Genomic DNA, 26424 nt, shown 5'->3' with positions numbered 1-26424 from the left:
ACCTATGCGCTCAGTGGTGGTGGTCGTCGTGGTCGTGGTGGTCGTGGTCGTCGTCCTCGAAGATCATCCCGACGGAGGTCGCGCACGCGTCGCCCTTCCACGCCTCGATGCCCTCGCGCACGGCGAAGGCCGCGATGACCAGTCCGGCGACGGCATCCGCCCACCACCAGCCGAACAGCGAGTTCGCGACGAGGCCGACGAGCACGGCGGCCGACAGGTAGGTGCAGATGAGCGTCTGCTTCGAGTCGGCCACGGCGGTGGCCGACCCGGCCTCGCGACCCGCGCGCCGTTCCGCGAACGACAGGAAGGGCATCACCACCACGCTGATGGCCGTCAGGATGATGCCGATGGTGCTGTGCTCCGGACGCTCCGCCGTGACGAGGGCGAGGACCGACGTCGCGGTGACGTAGACGGCGAGAGCGAAGAATGCGACGGCGATCGCGCGCAGGGTCGGCTTCTCCCAGCGTTCCGGGTCGCGGCGGGTGAACTGCCAGGCGACGGCCGCAGCCGAGAGCACCTCGATGGTGGAATCGAGGCCGAATCCGACGAGGGCAGCCGACGAGGCGATCGACCCGGCGGCGATCGCGACCACGGCCTCGATCAGGTTGTACGCGATCGTGATGGCGACGATGATCCGGATGCGACGGTGGAGGGTCTCGCGCCGGTCGGCGGTGAGCGTCGTCGACATCAGCAGGTGCATCCTTCGCCGTCGCAGCAGTCGGGTTCGACGATCAGCGTGACGCGCATGAGCTCGTCGAGAGCCGGTGCGAGGTGCGGATCGGCCAGACGGTAGCTGCTCCGGCGGCCGTCGGGCACGCTCTCGACCAGTCCGCAGCCGCGGAGGCACGCCAGGTGATTGGACATCACCTGGCGGGAGACTCCGAGACCGTCGGCGAGTTCGGCGGGGTAGCGGTCGGAGGCGCGCAGAGCGAGCAGGACGCCGGCCCGCGTCGGATCCGACAGCGCGTGTCCGAGGCGCGCCACTGCCGCGGTATGGGTGAGGGATGCCGTCGCCGTGGTCATGCGATCACAGTACAGCAGATCCTGAATTCAGAGAAGATTGAATCCGCAGGAGCGGGCGTTCGTCAGTATTCGATGATGCTCTCGGCGATCTGCTCGCCGAACCCGCCCGGCGAGGCGGTGTCGAAGATCGTCACCGTGTGTCGTCCGGAGAGCGCGGTCAGGGCGATGTCACCCGTCCAGCTGCCGTCGGCACCCACGGTCGCGGTGACCCCGGTGCTCCGGCCGTCGACGACGATCAGGATCACGGTGCCAGCCATCCCGCGGATCGTGGCGGTGGCGACCGGAGGGCATCCGCTGGTCGCGGCGGGTGCCAGCGCGACGTCGATCCACCACGCGCGCGACCGCGCGAGGAAGGTCGTCGGCGCCGGATCCTCCGCGCCCGGTGCGACCTCGGGCTGGCCTTCCGGCTCTGCGGCGGGTGCGGGTGCCGGTGCCGGTGCCGGTGCCGCGACCTCGGAGATCGGAACGGGAACCTCACCGTTCGCACCGTCGACGTTCGGGGCGGTGTCGTCGGGAGAGCCGACAGAGGGGAGCGTGCCGGCCTTGCGCGGGACGGGATCCGGAGTCGGCGGGAGGGGCTCTGCGGATGGCGGGACCGGCGGCAGAGCGACGGCCGGCACATCCACGCCGGTGGCATCCGGTTCCGCCGGGATGCGCAGGAGCAGGCCGCCGCTGACGGAGAGGGCGACGGCCACGGTGGCTGCGACGGGCCAGAGCAGGGGAGCGGCAAGACCTGCGGCGGCGGCCGCCTGCCCCGCCCCGAAGTACGCGGGAGCGATGACGAGTCCGGCGCCGCCGACGAGAAGCGGGCCCACGGTGATGGCGCGCGCCAGATGCCGGGCTTCACCGGCCGCGGCTCGGCAGGCTGCGCACGACGCGAGATGTTCGGCCACGACCTTCTGTGGTCGAGGACCCAGAGCTCCCTGCACGTAGCCGCCGAGCAGCTCGATGACGCGAGCGTGGTCGGACCCTTCCGGCGCGCGTCGCAGCTGCGCCGTGATCCACGCCTTCCGGAGCCCTTCTCGGGCGCGATACGTCAACGCGGCCACCGCGTTCGCCCGCAGGCCGAGAACGTCGGCGATCTCGCGCGGTGGAAGCCTCTCGACCTCGCTCAGCCAGAGTGCGTGCTGCCACCGCTCGGGGAGAGAGCGGAACGCCTCGCTGAGAGCCGTGGAGTCCACCATCGCCTCGACGTCGATCGTTCCGGTGTGCGAAGGCGGGTCCTCGACGAGCTCGATCGGCACGGTCGACGGCGTGCGACGGGCAGCCGTCAGCCAGGTGTTGCGCACGGCGGTCAGCAGGTACGGCCGGAATCGCTCCTCCGGCCCGCCTCCTCCGCGCACCACCTGCAGGATGCTCAGGAAGGCGTCGGAGACGACGTCCTCCGGGTCGGGCGGGGCGATCCCCAGACTCCGGGCATAGGCCACAGCGGTCGGGGCGTGGCGACGCCAGAGCTCGGAGAACGCGCATCGGTCGCCCGCGCGACTGCGCTGCAGCAGGACCGCGTCCGGGAGAGCGTCGGCGTCGTCGGTGCCGGACATCGGTCCTCGTGCTTCCTGCCGTGGTTTCATCTGCGCGTCTCGGTCAGAGGCCGCGCGAATACTGTATACCGCACCTACGGAATCCACGCGGATATGACATCACCGACGAGATCACGGGTGGGATCCCTGGGAACAGGATCCCACCCGCAGGCCGCTCGATGTGAGGGGTGCGCGGCCGACGACGGAGCGAGTCAATATCCCCAAAGACTCGGACCTCCGTCATAGGCAAGACCTCGCGCTGCACGATTCATGACGCGAGTCCGAAGAATCCGCCGCGCGATCGCCTGCGCTCAGCGGATGGCGTACACCGCACTGCCGACGATCACGGCGACGATGGTCGTCCAGCCGATGATCGCGAGCCCCTGCCAGAACAGCACGCGGGCCTTGCCCACGCCGGCGGCGGCGAGCATCGTGGCGGTGAAGTGGGTCGGGAGCAGCAGCGGGCCGAGCAGGCTGACGCCGGGGACGCCGTAGCGCTCGAACGCGCGCTGGAACTTCGCCCGACGGGCCGCCTTGCGGTCGCTCTCCGCCGTCTCGACCGCGGTCTCCGTCACCGTTCCACCTGCGGCGACGGCGCTCTCCCCGGCCCGCGTCCGGTTCACGATGGCGCTGCGCGCGCCGGAGCTCGCCAGCACCAGCACCGCGACGCAGACGAAGTTGCCGACCATCGCGGCGATCGCGGCGATCACGGGTGGGATGCCGCCGATGATCCCGATGCCGGCCGCCCCCTCTCCCTCGATGAAGGGGATCGCCCCGGCGAGGGCGACGATGAGCGGCTGCACGAGGTCGGGGACCTGGGCGACCCAGTTCTGGAAGATCTCGATGAGGTTCATGGGGTGCTCCCGGTGATCGGTGCGAACGGTGTCTCCGTCGCGATGACTCCAGTCCAGCGTTCCCGCGCCGCGGACGACAGTGCCGGGTCGTCACCGCTTTCCGGGTGGATCGCACACCGTATCCGTGACATGTGTCACGCCCGTATCGTGTTGAGCGTGAGCAGCCGCATCGAGCCCATCGCCCCCGCTCCGACGAGCCAGGGGTCGGTCTTCCTGACGCGCGGCGTCACCGCCACCTGGTGGTACACCCTGACCGCGGTGATCTTCATCCAGGTGATGCTGATCGGAGCCTGGGCCGGCATCGTCGCGGCCACCGATTTCAGCGGTGCCGTCGTGCTCGTGATCGCGGTCGGCGGGCTCATCTGGTGCGCCTCGACCCTCCTGCTGCTGTTCGACTACCGGCACCGCATCGACGCCGGACCGGGGGTGCCGTGGAAGCGGCTGATCATCCCGTTCGTCATCGCCGTGGCGTTCGGTGCCGTCGCCGGGTCGATCACGGGCAGCTGGCAGCTGGCCGTCATGCCGCTCGCGCAGTCGGTGGTGCTCCTGAACTGGCCGCGCGGGGTGCGTTTCCGGGTGGTCGTCGCCGCCACTCTGCTGCTGGTCGCACTCGCCTTCCTCGACTCGACGACGCATTCACTCGGTGCCGGCGTCCCTTCCTGGCTGCCGGGGGCCTACGCGGCACTGCTGCCCGGGATGACCGTCAGCTCGCTGTGGTTCTGGGACGTGATGGTCACACTGGACCGCGCTCGCGCATCCGAGTCGCGGCTCGCGGCGACCCAGGAACGGCTGCGGGTGGCCACCGACGTGCACGACCTGCAGGGCCATCACCTCCAGGTGATCGCGCTGCAGCTGGAGCTGGCCGAGCGCCTGCTTCCCCGGGACCCGGATGCCGGCATGGAGCAGCTCCGCGCGGCGCGGGTGAGCGTCGACGAGGCGCGGCAGGGGACGCGGGACCTCGCGACGCGGTACCGCTCCGTGCCCTTGAGCGATGAGCTCGCCAATGCGCGCGACCTCTTGCGCGCCGCCGGCCTCGAGGTGGAGGCGGTGATCGATGCGGATGCCGCCGGGGCACCGGCATCCGCTCTCGGTCCTGTCATCCGTGAGACGACGACGAACGTGCTGCGGCACGGCGGAGGGCGCCGCGCCCGTCTCGTGCTGACGAGGACGCCGGATGCCTGGAGCTACGAGATCGTGAACGACGTGGTGCCCGGCGCCGACGTCGGGAGCGATGGGTCAGGAGGATCGGGGCTGGACGGCGTCCGTCGTCGGATCGAAGAGGCGCACGGGACGCTGGACGTACGCACCGCGGCAGATGAGTTCGCCGTCGCGGTGACGGTCCCGACGACGGTCGAGGAGCACGGATGATCCGGGTGCTGCTCGCCGACGACGAGGGGATGATCCGATCCGCGCTCGCCGCCCTGTTGCGGCTGGAGGACGACATCGAGGTCGTCGCGGAGTGCGCCGACGGAGAGCAGGCCGTCGCCGAGGCCCTTCGGCTGGAGCCCGACGTGTGCCTGCTCGACCTCGAGATGCCGGGGCTCGACGGTGTGCAGGTCGCCGAGCGGTTGAACAGGGCGATCGCGACGCGCTGCGTGGTGGTCACGCGCCATGCGCGACCCGGGGTGCTGCGCCGCGCCCTGGCCTCCGGCGTCGCCGGCTTCCTGCCCAAGTCGCGGGGCGCCGACGAGGTCGCGGCCGTCATCCGTCGCGTCGCGGCCGGCGCGAGGTACGTCGATCCGGAGATCGCCGCCGACGCCCTCAGCGACGAGCGCTCACCGCTCACGGACCGCGAGCTCGACGTGCTGCGGGCGGGGCGACGCGGCGAGACGACGGGGCAGATCGCCCGTGCGCTCTCCCTCGCGCCCGGGACGGTGCGCAATCACATCTCGGTGATCCTCGGCAAGCTGTCGGTCGGCACGCGTCAGCAGGCGGTGCTGATCGCGGAGGAACGGGGCTGGATCTGACGGAGACCGACCGGTCGCCCGCTAGGCTGGCAGCCATGGGAACAATATGCGCCGCGCCCGTGATGGGGCGCACCCTCGTGTTCCGCGACCGCCGCTCCTGACGGCGCGCTCGCTTCTCGCACGCATCTGCGCGCCGTCCACCGAGATGTCATCGCACCTCGGGACGGGCAGTGTTTCTCGACGCCTCTCCGCGTCGCTCCCTCCTTCGAGGTGCTCCGATTCTTCTTCTGGAGCGCACTCATGCCTCGTTCAATCCATGGCGGCCGTCACGAACTCGGCCAGAACTTCCTCGTCCACCGTCCGACGCTCGGGCGCATCACCGGCCTCGTCCGCCGCACCTCGGGGTCGATCCTCGAACTCGGGGCCGGCGACGGCGCCCTCACCCGCTCGCTCGCGGAACTCGGCCGACCGCTCACCGCGATCGACATCGATGAGCACCGGGTCCGTCGGCTGCGGCAGTCCCTTCCCGGGGTCCGCGTCGAAGCGGCAGACGCGACACGGCATCCGCTGACCGCGGAGGTCGTGGTCGGCAACATCCCCTTCCACCTGACGACGCCCATCCTCCGGCGCCTGCTGTCGAGCGGGAACTGGCGGCACGCGGTTCTGCTCACCCAGTGGGAGGTGGCTCGCAAGCGGGCGGGCGTCGGCGGCGGCACGATGATGACCGCGCAGTCGGCGCCGTGGTTCGAGTTCGCGCTCGAGGGGCGGGTGCCGGCGTGGGGGTTCTCGCCGCAGCCGAGTGTCGACGGCGGCCTGCTCTCGATCTCGCGTCGCGGCTCGCCGCTCGTACCGGTCGAGGAACGCCGCGCCTACGAGGGATTCGTCCGGGCGATGTTCACGGCTCGCGGAGGGAGCCTCGACACGGTCGTCGCGACGGCGGGCCGGGTGTCGCGGGCGCGCGCGCGACAGGCGCTGGCGGCCGCGGGGGCGTCGACGCCGCGTCTGCCGCGAGATCTCCGCCCCGAGCACTGGGCGGGGCTGTGGCAGCAGTTGGGATGACTCGACTGTCGCGCCCGGCGCGTCCGTGGCCGGGAGTAGCCTCGGCACATGCCCACGTTCGGAACGCTCGCCACTCCCGTCGGAGTGATCGGCGTGGTCAGCGACCGCACGGCCATCACGCGTCTCGGGTGGCGCGCACCTGCTCCGGAAGACGCCGATCCGTCTCCTGATCCATTGCTCGACGAGGCACTCGCGCAGCTGCGCGCCTACTTCGCGGGAGAGCTGACCGTGTTCGATCTGCCGATCGATCTCGGCGTGCAGACCGCGGCGACGCGGGCGGTGCTCACGGCCCTCCATGAGACCGTCGCCTACGGCAAGCCGGTCAGCTACGGCGAGCTCGCGGCGCGCAGCGGAACCGATGTGCCGCCGCGCGGTATCGGCTCGATCATGGGCGCGAACCCGATCCCGATCATCGTGCCGTGCCACCGGGTCGTCGCCGGCGACGGTCTCGGCGGCTACTCCGGCGGTGCGCCCGGGCAAGGGCTCGCAACGAAGCGGTGGCTGCTCGAGCTCGAGGGCGCGCTGCCGGCGTCACTGTTCTGACCCGGCGGCGGCATCCGTCATCCCGTCATCCCGTCATCGACGACCATCGCGGCCTGAGAGAATGGAGACGCCGAGTCCCGATCCGAGGAGCCAACGTGCCGTTCATCTCCACCCGCGGAGGCATGCAGCCGCAGTCGTTCAGCGAGACGCTGCTGGAGGGACTCGCGCCCGACGGAGGGCTCGCGGTTCCCGAGGTCATGCCGACCGTCGACGGTGAGACGCTCGAGCGCTGGCGGGCTCTGACCTACCCGCAGCTGGCGACGGAGGTCATCGGCCTGTTCGCGACCGACATCCCGCGCGAAGACCTCGCCCGGATGACGACGGATGCGTATGCGGACTTCCCGGCGAGCGTCGTGCCACTGCGCGCGATCGGCGACGACATCACCCTGGTGGGGCTGTCGGAGGGGCCGACCCTCGCGTTCAAGGACATGGCGATGCAGTTCCTCGGCCAGGTGCTCGAATACACGTTGGAGCGCCAGGACTCGGTGCTCAACATCCTCGGTGCCACGTCGGGCGACACCGGCTCCGCCGCCGAGCACGCGCTCCGCGGCAAAGAGCGCGTCGCCGTGTTCATGCTGTCGCCGCAGGGACGGATGAGCGCGTTCCAGCGGGCGCAGATGTTCTCCCTCGACGACGCGAACGTGCACAACATCGCGATCGAGGGCGTCTTCGACGACTGCCAGAACCTCGTCAAGCACCTCGCCGGCGATCTCGTCTTCAAGCGTGCGCAGCACCTCGGCGCGGTGAACTCCATCAACCTCGCGCGCATCACCGCGCAGGTCGTCTACTACTTCTGGGCCTGGCTGCGGGCGACGGATGCCGGGGGCTGGACCGAGCTCTCGTTCACCGTGCCGTCAGGCAACTTCGGCAACATCCTGTCGGGCTTCTACGCGAAGCAGATGGGGCTGCCCATCCGCCGGCTCGTCCTCGCCGCCAACGAGAACAACGTCCTCGACGAGTTCTTCCGCACGGGCATCTATCGCCCGCGCAACGCCGCCCAGACTCTGGCCACCTCCAGCCCCTCGATGGACATCTCGAAGGCATCGAACCTCGAGCGGTTCATCTTCGAGCTCGTCGGCCGAGACGCGTCACGCGTCGTGGGCGCCTGGCACGAGCTCGAGGAGCAGGGCTTCTTCGACTTCTCCGCGGAGCTGTCGCGCTTCGTCGACGAGTTCGGCATCGTCAGCGGCACCTCGACCCATGAGGACAGGCTCGCGACGATCCGCTCCGTCTACGAGGCGAGCGGCGAGATCATCGATCCGCACACGGCCGACGGCGTACGCATCGCGCATGACCACCTGGAGCCCGGAGTCCCGATGCTCGTGCTCGAGACGGCGAAGCCCGAGAAATTCGCCGAGACGATCCACGAGGCCATCGGCATCGAGCTCGCCTACGCGCCCGAGTTGCGCGAGATGCTCGACGCACCTCAGCACGTCACCGAGATGGCCGACGACGAGCACGCGCTCCGGGCCTTCATCGAGGAGAACGCGCTGCACTGAGCGAGGCCCACCCGCAGGTGGGGCCCCGGTCACTCGGGGTTGCCGTGCAGCATCCAGGCGATGCCGAAGCGGTCGACCAGCATGCCGAACGTTCCGCCCCACGGCGGCACGTCGAGCGGCATTGTGATCGTGGCGCCGTCGGACAGCTTGTCCCACACCTGCTGCGTCACCTGCTGCGTGTTGCCGCTGAGCGATACCGAGATGCCCTGGGGCTTCTCGTACGTCATGCCCGTGGGAGTGTCCGATGCCATGAGGACCAAGCCATCGGGAGTGGTCAGCTGGCCGTGCATGACGAGGTCCTTCTGGCTCGGGTCCTGAACCATGTCCGGAAAGTCCCCGAACACGCTGATGTCGAGCTCCCCGCCGAGGACGCTCTGATAGAACTCCATGGCCTGGCGTGCTTCGGTGCGGAAGGACAGATACGGGTTGAGATCGGGCATGAGCGACTCCAAGGTGTGCGGAGGTGTCCTCGTGGGCATCTGTGCACGTCAGTCTGCGCCGGGGCTCACCCGTGCGCAAGAGGTTCCCGGTTCAGGCCGGGAGTGCCTTCACGGCCGCCGCGAGTACCTGGGGAACGGTCGGCACGCCCTCGGCGCGGAAGACCTCCGCGCCGGATCCATCGCGGATGATGACAGTCGGGGTGAAGCCGATGTCGAGGGCCTCTGCGGCATCCGGTTCGCGTGCGACGTCGATCTCGGTGACGATCGCGTCAGGAAGGAAGCGCACCGCGTCGGCGAGCACAGACCGCGTGCGCGCGCATGCGCCGCAGAACGACGAAGAGACCAGTGTCAGCTCCATGCGCACCTCGTTTCCAGGACATCGGGTTCTCCGGATGCAACCGTCGCCCGCCGCCCGGTGTTCCCGGTGGTGGGGCGCGAGTCAGAAGTCGGTGCGCTTGACGAGGCCGCGGTTCGTGCGGATGTGCTCGTAGTCCCACTGGATCTCGCGGGCCGCCGACAGCCACGCGGTCACGGCGTCGACGTCGACGTCGACGACATCGGTGTAACGGGCTTCCGCGGCCTTGAAGCTGCCGGACGCGGCGAGCCCCTCTGCGTCGAACGACTGGCCGCTCCAGAACATCAGCCGCACGGCATCCTTCAGCCGGTCGTAGCCGACGATCGGATTGCCTTCGAGGAACCAGACGGGATGCGCGTGCCACACTTTGGATCTCGCCTCGGGGAGTCCTCGCTCGATCGCGGTGGCGAGGAGCTCGCAGATCTCTCGATCCGCCGGCGCCAGTTGGCGGTGATACTCGACGATGTCGGCGGGGCGGGGAGGTTCGATCACGGCGGGCACGCTCCCATTCTGTGCGGACGAGCCCACCCTGCCAAGGGGTTCTCAGGAGCTCTCCGGCATCGCCCGCGGATGCAGCAGCCCGGATGCCGCTCCCAGAGCCGCACCGACGACGGTGTCGACGATGCGCTCTGCTGCCATGTCCATCGAGCCGATCTCTCCGGTCGCCGCCCCGGTGAGGAGCAGAACGAGCGGGGTGATGAAGACGAGTGCGAGGGCATAGTGCCGCACGACGACCAGCTCGATCGTGAACTGCAGCGCGGCCAGCAGGAGCGCGAGCCAGACGCCTGACGGATGCAGCAGCGCGAGGACCGCGTAGACGCCTGCTCCGACGACGGTGCCGAGCATCCGGTGCAGCCCGCGCTGGAACGCCGCCTTCCTCGCCGCTGCGACGCCGACGACCGCGACCGCCGACCCGACGATCCAGTACGTGCGCGCGGGATCGATGACGAGTCCCAGGAGCACACCGACGACGGCGACGATGCCGACGCGCAGCAGCAGGATGCGGGAGTCCGCTCCCCAGGAAGGCCCGGGAAGCAGGGCCCGCAGAGATCGGGCGGGCGTCGTGCGAGTGCGCCGCAGCAGCAGGGGTGCCATCGCGACCAGGTACGAGAACGCGCAGCCGGCCGCCAGCGCGGCGATGTAGACGACCGGTGCGATCGCCGAGACGTCGACCACGTGCGCCGAGAGCCCGAAGACCAGCACGAAGAACAGCGGACCCGGCGGGCCGAGACGGAAGCCGAAGGCGAGCGCCGCCGAGGCGACCGCCACGATCACGACGCCGAAGCTCACCAGCCACGCGTTCCCTGCGATGAGCACGCCGAACACCGCGCTGAGGAGGAGGCCCGCCGCGACCAGCGGGAGCACCCGTGCGCGGTCGACGGCGGGCGCGGAGCCGAGATACAGCACGGTGAACGCACCGCTCGCCGCGACATAGCCGAGCGCCGGTTGACCGAGAAGGGTCATCGCCGCGATCGGCACCCCGATGCCCAGCGCGGCCTGCAGCGCGAGCGGCCAGCGCGGGCCTCGTGAAGGGGCGAAGGCGAAGAGACTCACCCTTCCATTGTCGTCTCCGCTCGGCATCCGTCAGTGCGCGGCGAGCCACTCCGCGAAGGTCTGGCGCCCCAGAACGGCATCCGGTCCGGGCAGCGCGTCTCCGGCACGCATCCCGGCCATCTGGGGGCCGGGGATGTTCAGCGCGGGAATCGATCCGCGATACCCCTCGCTGCGGGCGTAGGCGCGGATCATCTCCGCCAGCTGCTCCTCACGCGGACCCGCGAAGTCCCGGACGCGACCCTGTGGCTCTCCGGCGGCGAGTTCGGCGAGCCGATCGCCGACCTCGCGCGCGGCGACCGGCTGCGTGCGCGCGTTCGGCGCGAGATGCAGCGGCCCGACCTTCGCCCGGTCGAACATCTGCGCGGCGAACTCGTGGAACTGCGTCGCCCGCAGGATCGTCCACGGCACGGGCGACTGCTCGACGACCTTCTCCTGCGCGACCTTGCCCGCGTAGTAGTCGTACGGGATGCGGTCGATCCCGACGATCGACAGCAGCACGACGTGCGCGACGCCGGCGTCGGCGGCGGCCGACACGAGGTTCCCGGTCGCGGCGGTGAAGAACTCGATCGCCGCGGCGGCCTTGAGGGTCTCGATGCTCGCGACGTCGATCACGGCGTCGACGTCGGTCAGCGCCGCATCCAGGCCCTTGCCCGTGACGAGGTCGACACCGCGCGAGCGGGTCAGCACGACGGCGTCGTGGCCCGCTGCTCGCAGCGCATCGACCGTGTGCCGACCGACGACTCCGGTACCTCCTGCGACGGCGATCTTCATGGGGGACTCTCCTTGTTCGAAGCTCATACTCCTTCGACGGCGCAGCATCCGCGAATGTGAGGCGGACCTGCACTGCTCGTGTCGACGGATGGTCCGATCGGGGACAGGATAGGAGTCGATGGACGATCTCGACACTCTCGAAGCCGAACGCCGCAACCTTCTCGCCCGCGCGTACCGGATGCTCGGCACCGTCGCCGACGCCGAGGATGCCGTGCAGGAGACGTACGTGCGCTGGTACCGCCTGTCCGACGAGGAACGCGCGAAGATCATCAACCCCGCCGCCTGGCTCATGCGCGTCGCGGGGCGCATCTGCCTCGACGTGCTGGGATCGGCCCGGGTGCGTCGGGAGAGCTACGTCGGGCCGTGGCTCCCCGAGCCGCTGCCCCGCAGCTCGCCGCTGGTCGCGTCGGCACAGCTCGATCCGCTCGACCGCGTCACGCTCGACGAATCCGTGAGCATGGCCCTGCTGGTCGTGCTGGAATCGCTCACGCCGGCGGAACGCGTCTCATTCGTGCTGCACGACGTGTTCGGCGTGCCGTTCGCCGAGATCGCCGAGACCGTGGGCCGTAGCCAGGATGCGGTGCGCCAGCTGGCCTCGCAGGGGCGACGACGGGTGCGCGAGCGCCGCGCAGGTCTGGCCACGCGCGAGCAGCACGACGCGGTCGCCCGGGCATTCCTCGAGGCGTCGGCGACCGGCGAGTTCGACCGCCTCGTCGCGCTGCTGGATCCGGACGTGGTGCTGCGCTCCGACGGCGGAGGCAAGATGTCGGCGGCGCTGAGGCCGGTTCTCGGTTCCGACCGGGTCGCCCGCTTCCTCCTCGGCCTGCCGCGCCTGAACCCCGGGGCGGAGCTGACCGTGACCGCGACGACCGACGGCATCGCTCTGCTGGCACGCGTCGGCGGCAGGGCGGACTCCGTGTTCTCACTGATCGTCGAAGGCGACCGGATCACCGAAATCCTCATCGTCCGCAACCCCGACAAGCTCACGCAGTGGCAGTGACGGGCCGATCGCTACGATGACGATTGTGACGACACCGACCGTGCGCCCCGGCATCGACGACCGGCTCTCGCAGATGATCCGGATCCCGACCGTCTCGGCGGAGCTCGAGGAGCGCGGCACCGCTCCGTTCGAAGAGTTCGTCGCCGTGATCGCGGACCTGTACCCGCTCGTGCACGAGAAGCTGCGACGGGAACGGCATACGGACTTCGGGCTCCTGTTCCACTGGGAAGGGCGCGGCGCGGCATCCGACGGTCCTGTCGTGCTGATGGCGCACTACGACGTCGTCCCCGTCGACGAGAGCGACGCCTGGACTCACCCTCCGTTCGCCGGAGTGATCGCCGACGGTTCGGTGTACGGCCGCGGCGCCTTGGACGACAAGGGGCCGCTGATCGTGGTCCTGGAAGCGGTCGAGAACCTCCTCGCCGACGGATTCGTGCCCGCACGCGACGTGTACGTCTCGTTCGGCGGCAACGAGGAGACCTACGGACACGCGGCGGAGGAGATCGCCAGGGTCCTCCGCGACCGCGGGGTCGTGCCCTGGCTCGTGGTCGACGAGGGCGGGGCCGTCGTGGACGCCCCGCTGCCCTTCGTGCCGGGGCGTGCAGCGATGATCGGTGTCGGGGAGAAGGGCGTGATGACCGTGCGGCTGTCGGCTCGCGGTGACGGCGGCCACGCCTCCGCTCCGCCGTCGCTCACCGCCGTGCGGCGCATCGCCCGCGCCGTCGATCGGCTCGGTCCCACCACTTTCCGCCCGCACGCCTCGGGTGCGATTCTCCGGATGCTGTCACAGTTGGCCACGCAGACACCCGGGCCCGCCCGACACCTGCTGCGCCTCCTCGGATCGGCGCCGCTGCTCACCGCGCGGGTCTTCGCCGCACTCGGCGGAGAGCCCGCGGCTCTCGTCCGCACGACGGTCGCGCCGACCATGCAGTCCGGCGGCACCGCGGCGAACGTGCTGCCCTCCCAGGCCTCGGCGACCGTGAACCTCCGCATCGCGCTGGGGGAGACCACGCAGCAGGCGGTGTTCCGCGTGCGCCGCCGCATCCGGGATCCGCTGGTCTCGGTCGAGGTGCTCGAGGCGAGCGAGCCGTCCCCGGAGTCGCCGACCGACAACCCGCAGTTCGCTCTGCTCGCCGAGGCGCTCGAGGTGTCGCATCCGGGAGTCCCCGCCGTACCGTACGTGATGATGGCGGCCACGGATTCCCGACACTTCCACCGCTTCTCGCCGGCGGTCTACCGCTTCGCGCCGCTGGACATGTCGAACGCGCAGCGCGCCTCGATCCACGGCGTCGACGAGAGCGTCGAGATCGTCGCGCTGGAGCGCGGAGAGCGCTTCCATCGCGCGCTCCTCGAACGGTTACAGTGATCTCACCCGAGAACGATCAGGAGACGCGATGACGCGCACGCGCACACTGGGCACCCTCGCTGTCGTCGTCGGCTTCCTCGCCTTCGTCGAGTTCACCAGCGGCGTGCTGCAGGGCTACTACACGCCCATGCTCACCGACATCGCCCGTCATCTCGGCATCCACGACGCCGACGTCAACTGGCTCGAAGGCGCGCAGCTCATGCTGTCGGCGCTCGTGGTTCCGGCGTTCGCGAAGCTCGGCGACATGGTCGGCCACAAGCGGATGCTGCTGATCTCGACCGCCCTCACCGCCGCGGCCGCCCTCGTGCTGCCGTTCACCGACTCGTTCGGCGTCTTCCTCGCCGCCTGGGCGCTGATGGGGTTCTACGTCGTCTGGCTCCCGCTGGAGATCGCCCTCATCTGGTCGCGGTCGCGGCGCATGGAGGGGCGGTCCTCGATCACGGCGAAGGCGGCCGGGCTCCTCGTCGCCGCGCTCGAGGGCGGTGCGATCATCGGCGCCCTCGTCGGCGGTGCGCTGATCGACGTCCTCCCGCTCACGGTCGTGCTCCTCGTGCCGGCCGTGCTCATCGTCGTGTGCTTCTTCGTGATCCTGTTCGGGGTGAAGGAGTCGCCGGATCCGACCGGCGGTGTGTTCGACACGGTCGGTCTCGTGCTGATCTCCCTCGCGCTCGTCTGCTTCACCGGGGGCCTCAGCCTGCTCCGCCTCGAGGGCGGGCTCGTGAATCCCTGGTCGTGGGCCGTGGTCGTGCTCGGCCTCCTCCTCGTGATCCCGTTCGTGCTGTGGGAGCTCCGCTGCGACGACCCGCTCATCGACGTGCGCATGTTCCGCTCGCCGGCCCTCGGCCCGGTCTTCCTCACCGCCGGACTCTTCGGGGTGAGCGTGCTCGGTGCGCAGGCGCCGCTGTCGACCTTCGCCCGCACCGATCCGGACACCTACGGCTACGGCCTCGGCACGACCGGGTTCGCGACGTCGCTGATCATCGGGATCTACCTGATCGCCATGATCACGGGTGCGCTGCTCTTCCCGACGATCGCACGCCGGCTGACTCCGCGGCTCACGCTCATGGGCGCCTCGGTGCTCGTCGGAGTCGGGTTCCTGCTGTTCCTGCCGTTCCATGCCACCTACGCGCAGGTCATCACGAACATGGTGGTGGTCGGGCTGGGTTCGGGTGCGCTCGTCGCCGCGCTGCCGGCGGCGGCGGCATCCGCTGCTCCGGCGACGCAGACGGGCGTGGCGACCGGCCTCACCAACTCGGTGAAGACCGTCGGCGGCGCGATCGCGTCGTGCGTCTTCGGCATCGCGCTGCTGAACGGGGTCGCGAGCACGGCTGCCGGGGCCAGCGAGGGCACCGCAGGATCGCTCGCCGGCTACTTCACCGTGTGGGTGGTGTGCGGCGCGACGGCGCTCGCCGCGGCGGTGCTGCTCGTGTTCGTTCCGAAGGCCGCGTTCACCGACCGGTCGGTCGAGACCGAAGCTGCGCCGGCCGTCTGAGATCAGTCCCCACCGCGCCGGCCGTCCTGTCCGAAGGTGGCCGGGTCGACCGGCCGTTTCGCGCGCGGGAGGTTCGCCACGACGAGCAGGTACGAATCCGTGACCAGATCCTCGATCAGCTCCGGCTCCAGGTCCTCGGAGGGGTTCACCGTGATCCAGTGCTTCTTGTTCATGTGATAGCCGGGAGTGATGGCGTCGAACTGCTCCCGGAGTGCCTTGCTGTCTTCCGGGTCGGCTTTCAGGGTCACCCTCGGATCACCGGTGACATCCATCATCAGCATGAACACCTTGTCCCGAACCTTGTACACCTCCCATTCGGGTCCGAACGGATACTCCAGAACGGCACCGGGAAGCTCGTCGACTCGTGCCCGAGCACACTCCTGCAGTTCCTCGCCGTTCACGTGATCTCCTTCATCCTGGGTTCTTCCACTCTGCCGCAAGAGGGGTCGGGTGGAGCATGCTCCACCCGACCCCTCTCCTCAGTCGCCCTTCACGTTGACGAGCTGCCGCAGCGTGTGCCGGATCGACACGAGGCTCGCGGCATCCGCCATCACCTGGTCGATCGGCTTGTACGCCTGCGGGATCTCGTCGATGAAGGCGTCCGTGTCACGGAACTCGATCCCCGTCATCGCCTCCCGCAGCTGCTCGTGCGTGAACGTCTTCCGTGCCGTCGACCGGGAGAAGTTCCGGCCGGCGCCGTGCGGCGACGAGTTCAGCGACTGCGGGTCGCCGAGCCCTTCGACCACGTACGAAGCGGTGCCCATCGAGCCGGGGATGAGTCCGGGCCGACCGGCGTCCGCCTGGATCGCCCCCTTCCGCGACACCCACACCTGCTTGCCGTAGTGCTTCTCCGACTCGGTGAAGTTGTGGTGGCAATTGATCCGCTCCTGCTCGTCCACCGGTGTGCTGAGGAACTCCGACACCTGACGCACGACCCGATCCATCATCTCCGCCCGGTTCAGCAGCGCGAAGTGCTGGGCCCACCGGAGCTCCCGGATGTACCGGGTGAACTCCGGCGTCCCCTCGACCAGGTACGCCAGGTCGGGGTCAGGGAGGTCGATCCACCACTGCTTCGCGAGCCGCTGCGCGACCGAGATGTGCTTCATGGCGATCTTGTTCCCGACGCCTCGCGACCCCGAGTGCAGGAACAGCCAGACCCGGTCGAGCTCGTCGACCGACACCTCGATGAAGTGGTTGCCCGAGCCGAGCGTGCCCAGCTGCAGCCGCCAGTTCCCGGCGTACTGCGCAGGGTCGAATCCGTTCTTCTCAGCCAGCGCCTCGAGCTCCGCGATGCGAGGCTCGGCGGTCGCGACGACCTTGTTGTTGTACCGGCCGGCCGAGAGCGGGATGGCGCGCTCGATCTGCTCCCGGAGTTCGGCGAGGTCGCGACCTTCGAGGTCGCTCTTCGTGAACTGGGTGCGGACGGCGATCATGCCGCAGCCGATGTCGACACCGACGGCGGCGGGGATGATCGCCCCGAGCGTCGGGATGACCGATCCGACGGTCGCACCCTTTCCGAGGTGCGCATCCGGCATCAGTGCCAGATGCGGGTGGATGAACGGCATGCGTGCCGTGGTGTGCGCCTGCGCGAGTGTCTTCTCGTCGATCAGCGACGCCCACGACAGCAGCCGTGCGGAGAGCCTCTCCATGATTCCTTTCCTTGTGGTGATGTCCAGCCACAGGTCAGGGGTCTCTCCAAACGGAAAACGCCCCGGACCTGACGGTACGAGGCGTGAGAGCAGCGGATGCTGTCAGACGGCGCGCGCCGGAGGGTACGACTCGTAGCGGTCGTTGCGCTTCGGCTGAAGCGCCTCGACCGCGGCGAAGGGGAGTTGCCGCAGGGCGGTCATCCGTTCGTCTCCTCGGCTGGCGTGCTGCGCCGGTCGGCACAGCTTTCCGAGAATAGGGGGCGACACGCCCGGGAGTCAAGCCTGCTCGCGCGGAGGGTTCAGCGGAGGCCGAGGGATCGCACGATCTCGGGCCACGCGAGTGCCCCGAGGTCGGCATCGGCCGCGGCCGACCCGCCCCGCGCCATCGCGCGTCCACCGACGACGGCCGTCTCGCCGGGCAGAGTCAGGCGGTGGCCGGCCGTGGGATGCGTGACGACCACGGTGTCGAGACCGGCGGCCGTGCGCCGCACTGCGACGCGCTCGGCGAACGCGACGCTCGGCCACACCTGATCGTCACCTCCGGCGATGAGGACCAGCTGCCCGACGATGTCTTCCGCGCGGATCGCTGCCGCGGCCGCGAGATCCGGATGCTGTTCGATGCTGGACTCGTACAGCGAGCGGTATGCGGGAGGATGCGTATCCGGCTCCCACGACGAGTCGAACGGCACCGCCGGAAGCGGGATGCCGTCGAGCGTCCAGTGCGACGACCACCCGTCGTCGCCGAGTCCCGACCAGACGACCGACGAGGGAGCGGCCGCGATCGCGACGTCGGTCGGATGCACCGATGCCGTGACGAGCGCGGCCTCGGCACCGAACGACGTGCCGAAGATCGCCACGCGGTCGCTTTCGCGTCTCAGCAGATCGAGATGCTCGATGAACAGCTCGATCGGCACCTCGTGCGGCGCCGGCCGTTGCCCGACACCGCCGAACCAGCGAATGGCCCGCACTCGAGCGCCGTGTCTCGCCAGCAGGTCAGCGCGCTCGGTCTCGATGCGCCCGCTGGAACCGGCGAGCAGCAGCACGGCGGTGCCGCACGGCTCGTCCGGGTGCGCGTCGTGGAGGTCGGCGGCAGCGAGCGATGGCATGGTCCCAGTGTGGCGGATGGTGCCCGATGGTCGTCAGTGCCGGTTCTCTGGCTTCCTGGGGGCGCTCCGCCGCGACCTGCGAGCGCGCCACATCGCGTTCAGGCCACTGCCGAGAAGAGCGATGCCGAGCCCGCCGACGATCACGACTTCCCAGGGATGGTCTCCCTTCCTCATCGTCGGCACGCCGTCGCGGACGTCCAGCCAGATCGCCAGCGCGATGAGCGCTCCGCCGGCGAAGACCAACCCCGCGAACAGCCAACGCTCCCGGGCGCTGCTCCGCCCGGGAGTCAAGCCTGCTCGCGCGGAGGGTTGTACATGAACTCGATACGGATGCCGTCGGCGTCTTCGACGAAGGAGGCGTAGTACCGGTCGCTGTAGCGGGGGTACTCCTTGGGGTCGCGCACCGCGGTCCATCCGGCGTCCAGGGCGACCGCGTGGAGGCGGTCGACCTCGGCGGGGGAGTCCATGGCCCAGGCGAGGTGCTGCCACCCGACGCGGCCGTGCCGGTGCGGGGTGCTGTCCTCATCCCACACGTACAGGATGATCTCGGTCTCGTCGCCGTTGTTCCACGAGATGGAGTGGTCGTCCTCTCCGCCGGCCTGGTAGCCGAGCGCAGCGAGGACCGGGTGGAATTGTGCACGCCCGCGCTCGAGGTCGGCGACGGTGATGCCCAGGTGATCGAGGAGAGCCATGCGCCCAGTCTTCCAGGCACGACGGACGTCGCACCAGAGGGGACGCTCAGAGCTCGATGCCGTGGTCCTCGTCATTGACCCCGGCGTTGTTCCCGCGGCGCGACTCGTAGCCGAGGAACCAGCCGAGCCACACGATCGCTGCCAGCAGGATGCCGAGCCAGACGTTCTGGAAGATCAGGCCGATGACGACACCGAGAACGAGCAGGCCGGCGGTGACGGAGACGCGGAGCGCGGTGCGGGACATGATCTCAGCTTAGATCTCGGGGCTCAGCGGTCGCGATGGTTCTCGGGTGCGAGGCGCGGGCCGCGGCGCGGCTCCTTCACCCCGCTGGCATAGATCAGGCGGATGACGCGCTGGCGGTGCCCCGCCCAGGGGGCGAGAAGCTCGAGCATGCCGTCGTCGTCGGTACGTGAGCCGGTGAGCACGTAGCCGACCTCGTGCGCGAGGTGGAAGTCGCCGACGCTCACCGCATCCGGATCGCCGAGAGCGCGGATGCGGGTCTCCGCCGAGGTCCACACGCCGATCCCGGGGAGGCTCGTGAGCACGCGGTCGCGGTCGGCGCCGGTCGCGGCCGTGCGCATGGCGCGCTCGATGCTGTCGCCGCGGGCGGCGGCGCGGACGAGGGTCTTGGACTGCGGCGGCTCCACGGCCGCGCGGTGCCAGGACCACGACGGGATCGTGCGCCAGACGGATGCCGCGGGCGGTGCGAACAGCGGGCGAGGGGTGGGCCCCGGGGCAGGCTCGCCGAAGCGCGACACCAGGAACCGCCAGGCGCCGAAGGCCTGCATCGCGGTGACCTTCTGCTCGAGGATCGATCCTGCGAGCGCGTCGAACACCTCGTCGGTGCGGGTGAGGCGGATGCCGGGATTGCGACGGGCGACCTCGGCGATGAGCGGATGCCCCGAGGCGTCGAACCCGTCGGCGTCGTCGCGCGCGCCGCACAGATCGGGCACCCGGTCGAGCGCCTCAGCGGCTCCGGCGCCCCACGCGGTCGCGCGGACCTCGTCGCCCGCCACCCGTAACGCGAGCGTCGCGGCGCCGAGCGGGGTGCGCACGGCTCGCCAGATCACGCGGCCGTCGATGACCGTCGTCGGGTCGGTTCCCCCACGGCGCAGCACGCCGACGGTGCGACCGAGGTCGAGGTCATGTCGAGGCCGGTAGACGGTCTCCTGCGCAGCATCCGAGCCGGCGGCCTGGGCCGCTCCGGCATCCGCTGTCAGGGTCATGCGCCCACCCTACGCGGCGGCGCCGACAGAGACGGCGGGGCGATGCTCAGAAGCGGTCGGGCGAAGGCGTGCCGTGGCCGTAGCGGATGACGACGTCGGCGTGCCGGTCGAAGCGGTAGCCGATGCCGCGCACGGTGCGCACGATGTCTTCGTAGCGGCCGAGCTTGGCGCGCAGGCGACGCACGTGCACGTCGATCGTGCGCTCTCCTGGGGTCTCGTCGTCCTGCGCCTGCCAGAGGGCGGACACGAGCTCGGAGCGCTCGATCGTGCGTCCCTCGCGGAGCACGAGGTACTGCAGCAGCTCGAACTCCTTGTAGGTGAAGGCGGCGGACTCGCCGTCGATGAGGACGCGCTTGCGGGAGATGTCGACCGTGACGCCGGTCTCCTCCTCGACGGTGTCCTCTTCGGCGGCCGCCTTGGTGCGGGCGATCGCGCCGGGCTCCTGCAGGGCGAGGCGGACGACGTCGAGGTCGCGACCGCCGGAGCCGTGCGGGGCGAGGGCGACGGTGGCATGGGTCTCGGCACCCGGCGCGAGCTCGGCGAGCGTGCGGCGCAGGGCGTCGACGAGGAGCGGCAGGCTCACGCCGGCTTCGGCGGCCTTGATCTCGTCGAGTCCGACGTACAGGGCGAAGCCGCGGGGCGAGCGGACGGCGGGAAGATCGGCGGCGCCGGCCAGGGGAGCGGTGGCTGCGGGCTGCTGCGAGCGGACCGCGGTGGTCTGGGCGGAGACGGTGGGGCGGTCGAGAATGGCGATGTTCGACATGATGATGAAGTCCTCAGGACGTGAGCCGGAGAGCGGCTCTGATGCGTTGCGTGAATGACCGGCGGAGCCGGGAAGCGAGCAAGGGTGGATGCTCGGTGACTCTGGCCTCGCAGATGGCGAAGGATCAGGTCAGGCGGAGTTGCTGTTCGTTCAGCGACACATTCGGCAACACATGCCAACGCGACCGGGCATCATCATCCCGGCAGTCCCGTTCGCCTCCTGGGCGGACAAAGGGCGTGCGTTGGTGGTCATGGGGGGATTATGTCTGATCGTGTCGCCTCATGTCAAAACGGGCGATGTGCGCAGAAGCGGGCGTAACGTTGCTCGAATGACGATCTCGACCACGGTCGGCGGGTTCATCCTGACCGACGAGAAGGATGAATCGCGCTACACCCTGATGCGTGACGGGCGACTGGTGAGCGTGCTCGACTACCGTGACGACGGCAGCACCGTCGCGTTGACCAGAGCCTTCACGATCCCGACTTTCCGCGGCCACGGCTACGCGGGAAAGGTCGTCGAGGGCGCCGTCGCCGACATCGAGTCGCGCGGAGATCGCAAGGTCGACGCGGTCTGCTGGTATGTCGCCGACTGGTTCTCGGCCCACCCGGATCACGCGCACCTCCTGCGCTCGCGCTGACGCACCCGATTGTTTCGCTCTGTTACGCGTTCGCCCTGACAAGATGAAGTCATGAAACTCGCCGAGGCCCTGACCGCCCGCGCCGATCTGCAGCGCCGCATCGAGCAGCTCCGCGCCCGCATCACCGCGAACGCCCGGTACCAGGAGGGCGAGGAGCCCGCGGAGGACGCCGGCGCTCTCATCGTCGAAGCGGATGCCGCTCTCGCGCAGCTGCGCGACCTGATCCGCCGCATCAACGCGACGAACGCGCGATTGGATCTCGGTGGCGACGGAACGATGACCGACGCGCTCGCCGCCCGGGACGTCCTGCGCCTGCAGCACTCCCTCCTGGCGGATGCCGCCGCGGCCGCATCCGGAGCGAACGACCATGTCCAGCGCCAGATGAGATCGGAGCTGCGGAAGATCTCCGCGCTTCCGGTCGCCGACCTGCGCGCGAGGGCCGACGGGGTCGCGCAGGGGCTGCGGGAGCTCGACAACAGGATCCAGCAGGCGAACTGGCTGCACGAACTGGAGGAGTAGAGCGGAAGTCGGTAGTCACGACGAAGCGGGCACAACCCCCGCCGGGAGGGGCAAGTTCCGGCACCACATGAGGGCGGAGGGCAGCCAGATCGCATCGCGCAGCCCCGCACGCCGCACATGTGAACGCGCACAGCGCACCCTGCATCACCGCGTGCCGATCGTCATGACGAGGGTGGGTCAGGGGACCTTCCGCTCTTCGCCTCCTCAGCAACTGCGGCACGCCTCGGACCGAATGTCCGAGGTGGTTCGTACCTTGTGAGTATGCGCATCCTGCACACCTCCGACTGGCACATCGGTCGCACGTTCCACGGTCACTCGACCATGGACGCGCTGGCCGAGGTGCTCGGAGCGCTCACCGAGCAGGTGCGGGAGAACGCCGTCGACGTCGTCCTCGTCGCAGGAGACGTGTTCGACTCCGCCACGCCATCCGGCCCGGCCTACACACTGCTCGGCGACGCACTCGTCGCGCTGCATGAGACCGGTGCCCGGGTCATCGTGACGAGCGGCAACCACGATTCGGCGGCACGCCTCGGCTTCCAGGCCCGACTGCTGCGCGACGGCATCCATGTGCTCACCGATCCGCTGGCCGTCGGCACTCCCGTGACGGTCGACGATGCCGACGGGCCGGTGCAGTTCTTCGGCATTCCCTACCTCGAGCCCGCGATCGTGCGCCAGCACTGGCCGGAAGGCGACTCCGAAGGGCGCCAGCTGCGCACGCAGGCGCAGACGATGGCGCACGCGATGGATCTGGTCCGTGCGGGCATGAGCGCGCACCCCGGTCGCTCGGTCGCGATCGCACACTGCTTCGCGGCAGGCGTCGACGCCACGCTCGGCCTCGAGCGCGAGGTGCGGCAGGGCGGCCTCGACGTCGTACCGCTGAGCGTCTTCGACGGCCCCGACTACATGGCTCTCGGCCACATCCACGGCCGGCAGCAGCTGAGCGAGCGTGTGCGGTACGCCGGAGCGCCGCTGCACTACAGCTTCGGCGAGCAGCACAAGCCCCGCGGCTCGTGGCTGATCGAGCTCGACGCCGACGGCCTCGCGTCCGTGGAATGGCTGGAACTGCCGGTTCCGCGGCGGCTCGTCACCCTCACGGGTCCGCTCACCGAGATCCTCTCCGAGGCCAGTGTGGCCGCGCATGCCGACGATTGGGTCTGCGCGATCTACACCGACGCGATGCCGCAGGCCGAGCCGATGCGGCGCCTGCGTGAGAGCTTCCCGTTCTGCGCCATGGTGCAGCATCAGCCCGAGATCGTGGCTGAGGAGCGCGAACGCACCTACTCGCAGCGGCTGCGAGCCGCGGTCAGCGACGCCGAGCGGATCGAGGCCTTCCTCGAGCACGTGCGCGCCGGGCACGGGCCGACCGAGACCGAGAGCGAGCTGATCCGCGCGGTGCTCGACGACCGTGTGCGTGCGGAGGCGCTCGTCTAGATGCGCCTGCACCGCCTGGAGGTCGAGGGGTTCGGCCCGTTCCGATCGCGCCAGACCGTCGACTTCGACGCCTTCGCCGACGACGGCATCTTCCTGATCGCCGGGCGCACCGGTGCCGGGAAGTCCAGCATCCTCGATGCCGTCTGCTTCGGTCTCTACGGCGGCGTGCCGCGCTACGACGGCGGTGAGAAGCGACTGCGCAGCGATCATTGCGAACCCGATGACCTCTCCGAGGTCGTCGTCGAGTTCAGCGCCTCGGCCGGCCGCTTCCGCGTGACGCGATCCCCGGAGTACGTGCGCCCGTCCAAGCGCGGCGGAGGCACGACGAAGCAGGCCGCCGGCGTGGCGCTCGACGAGTGGACGGATGCCGGGTGGGTCGGCCGCGCCGCGCGGGCGGTCGATGTGGCCAACGAGCTCGACGAGATCCTGCAGCTGAGTCGTGACCAGTTCCTGCAGGTCATCCTGCTCGCGCAGAACCGCTTCTCGGAATTCCTCCTCGCCGGGAGCAAAGACCGCCAGACGCTGCTGCGCCGACTGTTCGGCACGCAGCGATTCGAAGACGTGCAAGCCCGGTTCGACGACCGGCGCCGAGGCGCGGAGCAGGCGCTCGGAGCACGGCTCGCGACGGTCGCCGCCCGCGTGGAAGAGGCGGAGCGCCTGGTGTCCACGGCCGAACTCTGGGGTGATGCGGCAGAGGCAGGCACCGGGGAGGCCTCCGCTGCGGAGCAGACCGCCCGACCGACCGTCACCGCGACGACGGCCGAGCGCCTCGACGGTCTGCGCCGGGCGAAGGCCCGTGCCGACTACCGGGCGGAACGGCGCGTGTCCGAGCGCGCGGAGGCCGAGAGATCCTCGACGGCCGCCGACCTCGTGCTCTCCACGAGGCGCGAGGAGCAGCGCGCGCAGTCCGAGCGCGACCGTGCCCGCGCTGCACTGGACCGGCTCGATGCGGAGGAGCCGTCGATCGCGGCGGCACGCGCGGAGCTGGCCGATGCCCGGTCGGCCGAGGCGCTGCGATCGACGATCGCGGCCGCTGCTCGCGCGCGGACGGCCTGGGAGAGTGCGAGCGCGGCCGAGCAGACCTCCCGCGCGTCGTGGGAGCAGTTCGGCGTCGCGACCGACGACGACCTCGAGACCTGGGCCGCCGCGCGCCTCAGAGAGAGCGGCGGGTGGGAGCGCGCTGCCGAGCTCGAAGCGAAGGAGCCGGCGCTCACCCTCGAGCTGCAATCAGCCGAAGTCGCCGTGCAGTCGGCATCCGCCCGCGTCGAGGAGGGCGCCGTCGAGCGAGCCGAACTGCCGGCTCAGATCGTCGCTGTGACCGCCGAGCGCGATGACGCCCGGCGCATCGCCGACCGTGCCGCCGACCTGGCCGCCGCGCGCGACGCCGCCGAGTCCCGCGTCCGCGCCGCCCGCGACGTGCAGCGCGTCCGTGCGCAGCAGGAGATCGCCGAACAGCAGCTGGCTGCACTGACGACCCAGCATGCGACCGCTCAATCGGCGCTCGCGCAGCTGCGGCAGCGTCGCTTCGATGGGATGGCCGGCGAACTCGCCTCGGGTCTCGTCACCGCCGAGCCGTGCCCGGTGTGCGGATCGCACGAGCATCCGTCGCCGGCCACGCACGCCGACCCCGTCTCCGCCGACGACATCGCTGCCGCCGAGGCCGAGCGGGATGCAGGGGCCGAGCGGGAGCGTGAAGCCTCCGAGATGTCCGCGTCTCTCCGTGCCGAGCTCGCTGGGGCCGAGGCCGGGGCCGACGGCCGCACCGTCGAGCAGGCCGAGACCGAGCGCACCGCGGCGGTCGAGGCGCACGCGGAGAGTCTCGCTGCCGCTGACCGCCTGACGACCCTCGACGCGCGGCTGCAGGAGCTCGCCGAGCGGGCCGACCGGCTCGAACGCGAACGCGCGGATCGTGACGTGACGCTGTCGGCGGCGCGGGAGCAACTCGCTCTCCGTGCCCAGCGCGCCGAAGAGGCCCGCGCTCTGATCGCCGATGCCCGCGGGCCGTTCGATACCGTCGCCGAGCGACTCGCCGACATCACGGCCCAGGTGTCGGCCGCCCGGCTGCTCGCCGCGGCAGTCGCCGAGCAGCAGCGACGGACGCAGGCCCTCGAAGAGGCCGAGGATGAGCGGGATGCCGCTCTCGCAGACTCCGCGTTCGACGACGTGGCCGCCGTGGAAAGGGCGCTGCGATCGGTGGCCGTGCAAGAGGCCCTTGAGACGCGCATCTCCCAGCACGCCGTGCAGCGCGAGAAGGAGAGGTCGACGCTCTTCGACCTCGAGCTGCGCACGCTCCCCGAAGAGCCGATCGACATCTCGCCCGACGAAGAGGCGGCGGCGAAAGCACGTGCCGCGTGGGTGCACACCGTCGATGAGGCGAGCCGCGCGCTCGGCACCGTGGAACGGCTCGAAGACCTCATCGCGTCCGCGACCTCCGAGCATGCGAGGACGGCCGACGACGCCGCCGAGTTCGAGGTGCTGCAGGGCCTCGCCGATGCCATCGCGGGGCGAGGCGCGAACACCCGCAAGATGACGCTCGAGACCTTCGTCCTCGCCGCCGAGCTCGAAGAGATCGTCGAAGCCGCGAACCGTCGCCTGTACGACATGTCCACCGGCCGATACCAGCTGCAGCACTCCGACGCACTCGCCGCGCGCGGCGCCGCGTCCGGTCTCGGCATCGTGGTCTCCGACGCGTTCACCGGGCAGACGCGCCCGCCGCAGTCGCTCTCCGGGGGCGAGACCTTCCTCACCTCGCTCGCGCTCGCGCTCGGACTCGCCGAGGTGGTGACGGCCCGTGCCGGCGGCATCCGTCTGGACACGCTCTTCATCGACGAGGGTTTCGGATCCCTCGACGGCGACACCCTCGACGTGGCGATGCGCACGCTCGACGAACTGCGGCAGGGTGGCCGGACCGTCGGCGTGATCAGTCACGTCGAGGCGATGCAGGAGCAGATCCCCGCGCAGCTCACCGTGCGGGCGACGCCGAACGGGCCGAGCATCATCGAGACGCGCTGACCGGC

At 70.2% G+C, this 26424-nt stretch carries 28 protein-coding genes; 12 read left to right on the top strand and 16 right to left on the bottom strand.

Annotated elements, in window-relative coordinates; all coding sequences use genetic code 11:
- Positions 1 to 10: 10 nt before the first annotated feature.
- The 4 genes from LC452_RS15740 to LC452_RS15725 all read right to left on the bottom strand — a co-directional run bounded on the left by LC452_RS15740 (position 11) and on the right by LC452_RS15725 (position 3397).
- Entirely contained in the window at positions 11 to 688 is a 678-nt protein-coding gene (locus LC452_RS15740; protein ID WP_223626960.1) for a cation transporter, read from the bottom strand.
- Complete coding sequence (locus LC452_RS15735) at positions 688 to 1023, bottom strand: helix-turn-helix transcriptional regulator (protein ID WP_223626958.1); 336 nt, start codon at positions 1021 to 1023, stop codon at positions 688 to 690. Before LC452_RS15735 ends, LC452_RS15740 begins: the two co-directional genes overlap by 1 nt.
- A gap of 62 nt (positions 1024 to 1085) precedes the next feature.
- Positions 1086 to 2564, bottom strand: a complete 1479-nt coding sequence (locus tag LC452_RS15730; protein ID WP_223626956.1) for an RNA polymerase sigma factor — start codon at positions 2562 to 2564, stop codon at positions 1086 to 1088.
- A gap of 290 nt (positions 2565 to 2854) precedes the next feature.
- The gene (locus tag LC452_RS15725; protein WP_223626954.1) at positions 2855 to 3397 is read right to left on the bottom strand and encodes a small multidrug efflux protein; all 543 of its coding nucleotides are present in this window, start codon (positions 3395 to 3397) and stop codon (positions 2855 to 2857) included.
- 156 nt (positions 3398 to 3553) lie between these two features.
- On the opposite strand from LC452_RS15725, the gene LC452_RS15720 reads away from it, so the two are divergent.
- The 5 genes from LC452_RS15720 to thrC all read left to right on the top strand — a co-directional run bounded on the left by LC452_RS15720 (position 3554) and on the right by thrC (position 8405).
- On the top strand, positions 3554 to 4765 hold the full coding sequence (locus tag LC452_RS15720) for a histidine kinase (protein WP_223626952.1): 1212 nt from the start codon (positions 3554 to 3556) through the stop codon (positions 4763 to 4765).
- Complete coding sequence (locus LC452_RS15715) at positions 4762 to 5364, top strand: response regulator transcription factor (RefSeq protein ID WP_223626951.1); 603 nt, start codon at positions 4762 to 4764, stop codon at positions 5362 to 5364. Before LC452_RS15720 ends, LC452_RS15715 begins: the two co-directional genes overlap by 4 nt.
- 240 nt (positions 5365 to 5604) lie before the next feature.
- Entirely contained in the window at positions 5605 to 6363 is a 759-nt protein-coding gene (gene erm, locus LC452_RS15710; protein WP_223626949.1) for a 23S ribosomal RNA methyltransferase Erm, read from the top strand.
- Positions 6364 to 6411: 48 nt separating this feature from the next.
- On the top strand, positions 6412 to 6906 hold the full coding sequence (locus LC452_RS15705) for a methylated-DNA--[protein]-cysteine S-methyltransferase (protein ID WP_223626947.1): 495 nt from the start codon (positions 6412 to 6414) through the stop codon (positions 6904 to 6906).
- 95 nt (positions 6907 to 7001) lie between these two features.
- Positions 7002 to 8405: a threonine synthase gene (gene thrC / locus LC452_RS15700; RefSeq protein WP_223626945.1), complete on the top strand. Its 1404-nt coding sequence runs from the start codon at positions 7002 to 7004 to the stop codon at positions 8403 to 8405.
- A 29-nt stretch (positions 8406 to 8434) separates the two neighbouring features.
- Here the strand turns inward: thrC and LC452_RS15695 are convergent, their stop codons facing one another.
- The 5 genes from LC452_RS15695 to LC452_RS15675 form a co-directional block, all read right to left on the bottom strand.
- Positions 8435 to 8845, bottom strand: a complete 411-nt coding sequence (locus LC452_RS15695) for a VOC family protein (protein ID WP_223626943.1) — start codon at positions 8843 to 8845, stop codon at positions 8435 to 8437.
- A gap of 91 nt (positions 8846 to 8936) precedes the next feature.
- Positions 8937 to 9203 (bottom strand): thioredoxin, encoded by a 267-nt coding sequence (locus tag LC452_RS15690; RefSeq protein ID WP_223626941.1) that lies wholly within the window; start codon positions 9201 to 9203, stop codon positions 8937 to 8939.
- A gap of 81 nt (positions 9204 to 9284) precedes the next feature.
- Positions 9285 to 9701, bottom strand: a complete 417-nt coding sequence (locus LC452_RS15685) for a DUF1801 domain-containing protein (protein WP_223626939.1) — start codon at positions 9699 to 9701, stop codon at positions 9285 to 9287.
- Positions 9702 to 9743: 42 nt separating this feature from the next.
- Positions 9744 to 10754 carry an FUSC family protein gene (locus tag LC452_RS22115; RefSeq protein WP_223626937.1) on the bottom strand — a complete coding sequence of 337 codons (1011 nt, stop codon included), beginning with the start codon at positions 10752 to 10754 and terminating at the stop codon, positions 9744 to 9746.
- Between the two features lie 30 nt (positions 10755 to 10784).
- Positions 10785 to 11525 carry an SDR family oxidoreductase gene (locus LC452_RS15675; protein ID WP_223626936.1) on the bottom strand — a complete coding sequence of 247 codons (741 nt, stop codon included), beginning with the start codon at positions 11523 to 11525 and terminating at the stop codon, positions 10785 to 10787.
- Positions 11526 to 11643: 118 nt separating this feature from the next.
- Here LC452_RS15675 and sigJ point away from each other — a divergent pair, with 118 nt between their 5' ends.
- The 3 genes from sigJ to LC452_RS15660 are packed head-to-tail and all read left to right on the top strand — an operon-like array spanning position 11644 to position 15383.
- Entirely contained in the window at positions 11644 to 12525 is an 882-nt protein-coding gene (sigJ, locus tag LC452_RS15670; protein WP_223626934.1) for an RNA polymerase sigma factor SigJ, read from the top strand.
- A 16-nt stretch (positions 12526 to 12541) separates the two neighbouring features.
- Positions 12542 to 13891: a M20/M25/M40 family metallo-hydrolase gene (locus LC452_RS15665; RefSeq protein WP_223626932.1), complete on the top strand. Its 1350-nt coding sequence runs from the start codon at positions 12542 to 12544 to the stop codon at positions 13889 to 13891.
- Positions 13892 to 13919: 28 nt separating this feature from the next.
- Entirely contained in the window at positions 13920 to 15383 is a 1464-nt protein-coding gene (locus tag LC452_RS15660; RefSeq protein ID WP_223626930.1) for an MFS transporter, read from the top strand.
- Positions 15384 to 15385: 2 nt separating this feature from the next.
- On the opposite strand, the gene LC452_RS15655 is transcribed toward LC452_RS15660, so the two are convergent.
- From LC452_RS15655 to LC452_RS15625, 7 genes are all read right to left on the bottom strand, one after another.
- On the bottom strand, positions 15386 to 15784 hold the full coding sequence (locus LC452_RS15655) for an MmcQ/YjbR family DNA-binding protein (protein WP_223626928.1): 399 nt from the start codon (positions 15782 to 15784) through the stop codon (positions 15386 to 15388).
- Positions 15785 to 15862: 78 nt separating this feature from the next.
- The gene (locus LC452_RS15650) at positions 15863 to 17032 is read right to left on the bottom strand and encodes an RtcB family protein (protein ID WP_223626927.1); all 1170 of its coding nucleotides are present in this window, start codon (positions 17030 to 17032) and stop codon (positions 15863 to 15865) included.
- A 299-nt stretch (positions 17033 to 17331) separates the two neighbouring features.
- Positions 17332 to 18138, bottom strand: coding sequence for an acyl-CoA thioester hydrolase/BAAT C-terminal domain-containing protein (locus LC452_RS15645; protein WP_223626925.1), 807 nt, complete (start codon positions 18136 to 18138; stop codon positions 17332 to 17334).
- Positions 18139 to 18425: 287 nt separating this feature from the next.
- Positions 18426 to 18830, bottom strand: coding sequence for a VOC family protein (locus tag LC452_RS15640; RefSeq protein ID WP_223626923.1), 405 nt, complete (start codon positions 18828 to 18830; stop codon positions 18426 to 18428).
- 46 nt (positions 18831 to 18876) lie between these two features.
- Positions 18877 to 19074 carry a hypothetical protein gene (locus LC452_RS15635; RefSeq protein WP_223626921.1) on the bottom strand — a complete coding sequence of 66 codons (198 nt, stop codon included), beginning with the start codon at positions 19072 to 19074 and terminating at the stop codon, positions 18877 to 18879.
- A gap of 23 nt (positions 19075 to 19097) precedes the next feature.
- Positions 19098 to 20057, bottom strand: a complete 960-nt coding sequence (locus tag LC452_RS15630) for a DNA-3-methyladenine glycosylase (protein ID WP_223626919.1) — start codon at positions 20055 to 20057, stop codon at positions 19098 to 19100.
- A 46-nt stretch (positions 20058 to 20103) separates the two neighbouring features.
- Entirely contained in the window at positions 20104 to 20820 is a 717-nt protein-coding gene (locus LC452_RS15625; protein ID WP_223626918.1) for a winged helix-turn-helix domain-containing protein, read from the bottom strand.
- 328 nt (positions 20821 to 21148) lie between these two features.
- On the opposite strand from LC452_RS15625, the gene LC452_RS15620 reads away from it, so the two are divergent.
- From LC452_RS15620 to LC452_RS15605, 4 genes are all read left to right on the top strand, one after another.
- Positions 21149 to 21457: a GNAT family N-acetyltransferase gene (locus LC452_RS15620; protein ID WP_223626916.1), complete on the top strand. Its 309-nt coding sequence runs from the start codon at positions 21149 to 21151 to the stop codon at positions 21455 to 21457.
- Positions 21458 to 21508: 51 nt separating this feature from the next.
- Complete coding sequence (locus LC452_RS15615) at positions 21509 to 21976, top strand: DIP1984 family protein (protein WP_223626914.1); 468 nt, start codon at positions 21509 to 21511, stop codon at positions 21974 to 21976.
- A 261-nt stretch (positions 21977 to 22237) separates the two neighbouring features.
- Positions 22238 to 23407, top strand: a complete 1170-nt coding sequence (locus LC452_RS15610; protein WP_223626913.1) for an exonuclease SbcCD subunit D — start codon at positions 22238 to 22240, stop codon at positions 23405 to 23407.
- Positions 23408 to 26419: an AAA family ATPase gene (locus tag LC452_RS15605; RefSeq protein ID WP_223626911.1), complete on the top strand. Its 3012-nt coding sequence runs from the start codon at positions 23408 to 23410 to the stop codon at positions 26417 to 26419. It begins immediately after the preceding gene.
- Positions 26420 to 26424 lie beyond the last annotated feature (5 nt).

The organism is Microbacterium sp. EST19A, assembly GCF_019969685.1.
Lineage (GTDB): Bacteria > Actinomycetota > Actinomycetes > Actinomycetales > Microbacteriaceae > Microbacterium.
This window is presented reverse-complemented; position numbering and strand designations above follow the sequence as displayed.

Bases quoted from the DNA above. Each gene is read 5' to 3' on its own strand.
- LC452_RS15730 (WP_223626956.1), bottom strand. From the start codon at position 2,564: ATGTCCGGCACCGACGACGCCGACGCTCTCCCGGACGCGGTCCTGCTG.
- LC452_RS15695 (WP_223626943.1), bottom strand. From the start codon at position 8,845: ATGCCCGATCTCAACCCGTATCTGTCCTTCCGCACCGAAGCACGCCAG.
- LC452_RS15605 (WP_223626911.1), top strand. From the start codon at position 23,408: ATGCGCCTGCACCGCCTGGAGGTCGAGGGGTTCGGCCCGTTCCGATCG.
- LC452_RS15665 (WP_223626932.1), top strand. From the start codon at position 12,542: ATGACGATTGTGACGACACCGACCGTGCGCCCCGGCATCGACGACCGG.
- LC452_RS15610 (WP_223626913.1), top strand. From the start codon at position 22,238: ATGCGCATCCTGCACACCTCCGACTGGCACATCGGTCGCACGTTCCAC.
- LC452_RS15735 (WP_223626958.1), bottom strand. From the start codon at position 1,023: ATGACCACGGCGACGGCATCCCTCACCCATACCGCGGCAGTGGCGCGC.
- LC452_RS15690 (WP_223626941.1), bottom strand. From the start codon at position 9,203: ATGGAGCTGACACTGGTCTCTTCGTCGTTCTGCGGCGCATGCGCGCGC.
- LC452_RS15725 (WP_223626954.1), bottom strand. From the start codon at position 3,397: ATGAACCTCATCGAGATCTTCCAGAACTGGGTCGCCCAGGTCCCCGAC.
- LC452_RS15630 (WP_223626919.1), bottom strand. From the start codon at position 20,057: ATGACCCTGACAGCGGATGCCGGAGCGGCCCAGGCCGCCGGCTCGGAT.
- LC452_RS15650 (WP_223626927.1), bottom strand. From the start codon at position 17,032: ATGGAGAGGCTCTCCGCACGGCTGCTGTCGTGGGCGTCGCTGATCGAC.
- LC452_RS15715 (WP_223626951.1), top strand. From the start codon at position 4,762: ATGATCCGGGTGCTGCTCGCCGACGACGAGGGGATGATCCGATCCGCG.
- LC452_RS15625 (WP_223626918.1), bottom strand. From the start codon at position 20,820: ATGTCGAACATCGCCATTCTCGACCGCCCCACCGTCTCCGCCCAGACC.
- LC452_RS15645 (WP_223626925.1), bottom strand. From the start codon at position 18,138: ATGCCATCGCTCGCTGCCGCCGACCTCCACGACGCGCACCCGGACGAG.
- LC452_RS15740 (WP_223626960.1), bottom strand. From the start codon at position 688: ATGTCGACGACGCTCACCGCCGACCGGCGCGAGACCCTCCACCGTCGC.
- LC452_RS15640 (WP_223626923.1), bottom strand. From the start codon at position 18,830: ATGGCTCTCCTCGATCACCTGGGCATCACCGTCGCCGACCTCGAGCGC.
- LC452_RS15705 (WP_223626947.1), top strand. From the start codon at position 6,412: ATGCCCACGTTCGGAACGCTCGCCACTCCCGTCGGAGTGATCGGCGTG.
- LC452_RS15615 (WP_223626914.1), top strand. From the start codon at position 21,509: ATGAAACTCGCCGAGGCCCTGACCGCCCGCGCCGATCTGCAGCGCCGC.
- LC452_RS15675 (WP_223626936.1), bottom strand. From the start codon at position 11,525: ATGAAGATCGCCGTCGCAGGAGGTACCGGAGTCGTCGGTCGGCACACG.
- erm (WP_223626949.1), top strand. From the start codon at position 5,605: ATGCCTCGTTCAATCCATGGCGGCCGTCACGAACTCGGCCAGAACTTC.
- LC452_RS15660 (WP_223626930.1), top strand. From the start codon at position 13,920: ATGACGCGCACGCGCACACTGGGCACCCTCGCTGTCGTCGTCGGCTTC.
- LC452_RS15635 (WP_223626921.1), bottom strand. From the start codon at position 19,074: ATGTCCCGCACCGCGCTCCGCGTCTCCGTCACCGCCGGCCTGCTCGTT.
- sigJ (WP_223626934.1), top strand. From the start codon at position 11,644: ATGGACGATCTCGACACTCTCGAAGCCGAACGCCGCAACCTTCTCGCC.
- LC452_RS15620 (WP_223626916.1), top strand. From the start codon at position 21,149: ATGACGATCTCGACCACGGTCGGCGGGTTCATCCTGACCGACGAGAAG.